This is a genomic window from Streptococcus infantis, from assembly GCF_001579645.1.
In the GTDB taxonomy this organism is placed as follows: domain Bacteria; phylum Bacillota; class Bacilli; order Lactobacillales; family Streptococcaceae; genus Streptococcus; species Streptococcus infantis_E.
Map to the genome: position 1 here is coordinate 223,139 of NZ_KQ970819.1, position 4,798 is coordinate 227,936.

General features: G+C 38.3%; 3 protein-coding genes and 2 pseudogenes. All 5 read left to right on the plus strand.

The window, feature by feature from the left end:
* Window positions 1-149: 149 nt before the first annotated feature.
* Window positions 150-2,099: a DNA topoisomerase IV subunit B gene (gene parE / locus SINDD18_RS05425; protein WP_061863373.1), complete on the plus strand. Its 1,950-nt coding sequence runs from the start codon at window positions 150-152 to the stop codon at window positions 2,097-2,099.
* 18 nt (window positions 2,100-2,117) lie between these two features.
* Window positions 2,118-3,353, plus strand: a complete 1,236-nt coding sequence (locus SINDD18_RS05430) for an AbiH family protein (RefSeq protein WP_061863374.1) — start codon at window positions 2,118-2,120, stop codon at window positions 3,351-3,353.
* 156 nt (window positions 3,354-3,509) lie between these two features.
* Window positions 3,510-4,032: pseudogene (locus SINDD18_RS05435) on the plus strand (aminoglycoside 6-adenylyltransferase); the annotation flags it as partial.
* A gap of 91 nt (window positions 4,033-4,123) precedes the next feature.
* Window positions 4,124-4,498 carry a GNAT family N-acetyltransferase gene (locus SINDD18_RS05440; protein ID WP_061863375.1) on the plus strand — a complete coding sequence of 125 codons (375 nt, stop codon included), beginning with the start codon at window positions 4,124-4,126 and terminating at the stop codon, window positions 4,496-4,498.
* A 66-nt stretch (window positions 4,499-4,564) separates the two neighbouring features.
* Window positions 4,565-4,783: pseudogene (locus SINDD18_RS10490) on the plus strand (GNAT family N-acetyltransferase); the annotation flags it as partial.
* Window positions 4,784-4,798: the final 15 nt, after the last annotated feature.

The following is a 4,798-nucleotide window of genomic DNA, read 5'->3' on the forward strand; positions in this document are numbered from 1 at the left end:
CCACTCTCGTCTTGGTTTCTTTTTTTAGGGTGGAAATGAGTGCTTTTTTTACTAAAAAGGACTTGTGGATAGGCTTTTTAACTTGAAAATTTTGCAAAATCCCTAGAAAACCTGTAAAATAGTAAAGATGAACAAATAGGAGGTTCCTTGTGTCAAAAAAGGAAATCAATATTAACAATTATAATGATGACGCCATTCAGGTGCTAGAAGGGTTGGATGCGGTTCGAAAACGTCCGGGGATGTATATCGGATCGACCGATGGTGCTGGACTACATCACCTTGTTTGGGAAATTGTCGATAATGCGGTCGATGAAGCCCTATCTGGGTTTGGAGATCGTATTGATGTGACCATTAATAAAGACGGAAGTTTAGCGGTTCAAGACCACGGACGTGGAATGCCGACTGGAATGCACGCTATGGGAATTCCAACGGTTGAGGTTATCTTTACCATCCTTCACGCCGGAGGGAAATTCGGTCAGGGTGGTTATAAGACATCAGGAGGTCTCCACGGGGTTGGATCTTCTGTCGTCAATGCCCTCTCTAGTTGGTTAGAGGTAGAAATTACTCGTGATGGGGCTGTTTACAAACAACGCTTTGAAAATGGAGGCAAGCCAGTTACCACTCTAGAAAAGGTTGGGACTGCACCTAAGTCTAAGACAGGTACTAAAGTTACCTTCATGCCAGATGCCAGTATTTTTTCTACGACAGACTTCAAGTACAATACCATTTCAGAGCGTCTCAATGAGTCAGCCTTTCTTCTGAAAAATGTAACCTTGTCATTAACGGATAAGCGAACAGACGAAGCAATTGAATTCCATTATGAGAATGGTGTGCAGGATTTTGTTTCTTACCTCAATGAAGACAAGGAAACCTTGACGCCAGTTCTTTACTTTGAAGGTGAAGACAACGGTTTCCAAGTGGAAGTAGCCCTCCAGTACAATGATGGATTTTCAGATAACATCTTGTCCTTTGTCAATAACGTCCGTACCAAAGATGGTGGAACGCATGAGACAGGACTTAAGTCTGCTATTACCAAAGTCATGAATGACTATGCGCGAAAAACTGGCCTTCTCAAAGAAAAAGATAAAAACCTAGAAGGTTCGGATTACCGTGAAGGATTAGCGGCTGTTCTTTCTATCCTAGTTCCCGAAGAACATCTTCAGTTTGAAGGACAGACTAAGGATAAACTAGGAAGTCCACTAGCTCGTCCAATCGTTGATAGTATTGTTGCTGAAAAACTGACTTTCTTCCTTATGGAAAATGGGGAATTAGCTTCAAATCTGATTCGTAAAGCTATCAAGGCCCGTGATGCCCGTGAAGCGGCTCGTAAGGCGCGTGATGAGAGCCGAAATGGTAAAAAGAATAAAAAAGACAAGGGCTTACTTTCTGGTAAATTAACCCCAGCCCAGTCTAAAAATCCAGCTAAGAACGAACTCTATCTGGTCGAGGGGGACTCTGCCGGTGGATCTGCCAAACAAGGTCGTGACCGCAAGTTCCAGGCTATCTTGCCTCTTCGTGGTAAGGTCATCAATACAGCCAAGGCCAAGATGGCAGATATCCTCAAAAACGAAGAAATCAACACCATGATTTATACCATCGGTGCTGGTGTTGGGGCAGATTTCTCCCTTGAAGATGCCAACTATGACAAGATCATTATCATGACCGATGCGGACACCGATGGTGCCCACATTCAAACCCTTCTCTTAACCTTCTTTTATCGCTACATGCGTCCACTAGTCGAAGCAGGACATGTCTATATTGCCCTTCCTCCTCTTTACAAGATGTCAAAAGGTAAAGGCAAGAAAGAAGAAGTGGCCTATGCTTGGACGGATGGCGAGCTAGAGGAACTACGTAAGCAGTTCGGTAAAGGGGCTACCCTTCAACGTTATAAAGGTCTTGGTGAAATGAATGCGGACCAACTCTGGGAAACAACTATGAACCCAGAAACGCGTACCCTCATCCGTGTTACAATCGAAGATCTAGCACGCGCAGAACGTCGCGTCAATGTCCTCATGGGTGACAAGGTTGAACCACGCCGTAAGTGGATTGAAGATAATGTCAAGTTTACGCTGGAAGAGAGTGGGGAGATGGTGTTTTGAAAGGATGATAAAGAAAATATGGGCTATAATATTTATACAAATCAAGAATTTAAAGAACTGGCTAATGATGGACAAATTAATATCATGGCTCTCTTTGGAAATGGTGTAGATATTCAGTTAATGGAATATCTTGAATCTCAGCACCGAACTTCTTATCAAAATTTTTATGATTATCTCTACCATAAGAATTTTGATAAAGATAATATGATCTTTCAAAAAATGACTGAGGATAAGAAAGATAATGAAAAAGATCCCAATATCAAGCAAAATTGGAGTGACTTTGAGAATAGCTTAATTGAGATTTTTAATCAACCTGGATGGCTGGAAATAGAGAAATTGACTAAAGATTTCACTCAATTTCAAATCGAGTTCTCAAATTTTTTAAATGAAATAGTTACTCCTAATATGCTTGCTAGGTTAGGGAATGATAGCACAGAAAAAGGAATTGCTCTCAATTCTTTCACCCGTTTTTTAGGTGATTTAGATTTTATAAATTTCAATAAATTGGCTTTTCCTCGTAAAACCAAAGTTTATTCTTTATTTAACTGGGAAATTTTAAATTTCAACTATACTTCGATGTTAGATAATATTTTATCGCTAGATAAAGGACAATTCGATCCGCATCCCCACAAGTTTGCAGATAGGCAGATTCTATTTTATCCAAATCCTAAAGATATAGAAAATAAGTTAGAAGAATTTTTTGATTGTAAAACTGGAGAATGGATAGAAGGTTATGTAGCTAATCCACATCTAAATAAAGATACTAAATACTCCAGTTATTTAATGATCAATATCACCCATCCTCATGGTTATCAGAACGTTCCAAAATCAATGTTATTTGGGTTTGACAATGGTAGTCAAATAACTCAAAAAAATAAAAGATATTTAGCAAAACATTTTCTAAAGCCCTATTGGGCTCAGAATGACAGAAGATATAAATCGTACTTCAATGATACTGATTTATTTATATTATATGGTTTATCAATCGGCAATAGTGACTTTTGGTGGTGGAATAATATCCTCAATTCTATATTAAAGACTGATGCAGAAATGATAATTTATAATTACAATAGTAGTGAAGAATCTGATGAAGATACAATTAATCGATTTATTGATGTCGCAAAAAAAGAACAACTCACTGCTGAGGATATAGAAAAACTTCATAAAAAGATTGCAGTAGTTCAGTATGACTCTAAATCAAAACTCCATGCGTTCAAATTAGATAATTTGGTTGAAGTTACTCCCCAATCTTAAAATGGAATATTCCAAATAAAGAATTTCTTATTATAGAAGATAATAATAGGAAATGATGTTTATAAAAAAATGTGAAATGAAGAAATTTTAATAGATAAACTCATTTTATAGGGATATTCGTTTTAATCCTAAACTAAAAAATGAGCAGGTATCAACATGAGAATTGACCAGGAAATGCTTGACCTGATTTTACAAATAGCTAAAAAGTTACAGGTTGATGCTGTGGCTCTATCTGGTTCGCGTACAAATCAAAAGATTCAAACAGATGAATTTCAAGATTATGATGTTGTCTATGTCGTAGATAATTTAGATAATCTAACGAGAGACATTTCTTGGTTGGACCAGTTTGGCAAACGTATCATTGAGTAGCATAATGTCCTAGGCAACCGTCGACTTTATCTGATGCTATTTGAAGATGGAAATCGGATTGATTTGACCCTCTGTCCTACGGAGTATATTCAAGAGTGGATGGATAGTGAAGCAGGGTTCACAGTTTTATAAGATAAGAAGGGGATTTTTGAGACATATTCTCCCAGTACAGAGCATTTCTGGATACATCCAGCTAGTGAGACGGATTTTGAAAAATCTTGTAATGAATTTTGGTGGGTGTCAGCCTACGTGGTCAAAGGAATTTGTCGTAAGCAAGTCATCTATGCGACTGACCACCTCAAAACCATCCGCAGCCGCTACAAAAAACGCAAACCTGCTATGAAGGTAACGGAAGCAGTGGGGAGTGTTAATTAAGTCTGACAGATTTGGAGGAATAGAAGATGATTATCAGACCTGCAAGCAGAAAAGATTGTCAAGCTATTTATAGCCTTTATCAAAGTGAAAAATGGCTTTCTTTTACAGAGGAAAAAGTGACATCTCTATTTTCAACAAATCTGTCTCATTACTTGGTGCTTGAAGAGGACCAGAAAATCCTTGGCTTTGCCCGTTATCTGACGGATGAAGTGATGACGACCTTTTTAGCTGAAATAATTATTGATAAATCCCACCGCAGAAAAGGACTGGGACAGCAGCTGATTGAGGAGATCCACAAAAAATATCCTTTGACACGGATTGAATTAATATCTGAAGCAGATGGATTTTATCGGTCAATAAGTTTTAAGTCTGTTGGTACAGGATTTAGAAAATCTGAATGAAAGGAGACAGCCAATGACGCTTGACAACAAACTGGGTCTGACAGATTCGCTTGAACTAGCCAAGATGGTTATGCGACGGAGGCTGCCCAAGCCTGTCTAGACTTTGCTTTTCAGCAGGCTGGCTTGTCAGAAGTTTACTCTTTTACATCCTTGCTCAATCAACTTTCGCAAAAAGTTATGCAAAAACTGAGCATGGAATTTGTCAAAGAATTTGATAATTAAAAAGTTCCAGCAGACAGTCTGCTTTATAGACATGTCCTATACAGAATCAAGAGTTTCCACTAAAACGGCAGGTATTCC

Bases quoted from the DNA above. Each gene is read 5' to 3' on its own strand.
- SINDD18_RS05430 (WP_061863374.1), top strand. From the start codon at position 2,118: ATGGGCTATAATATTTATACAAATCAAGAATTTAAAGAACTGGCTAAT.
- SINDD18_RS05440 (WP_061863375.1), top strand. From the start codon at position 4,124: ATGATTATCAGACCTGCAAGCAGAAAAGATTGTCAAGCTATTTATAGC.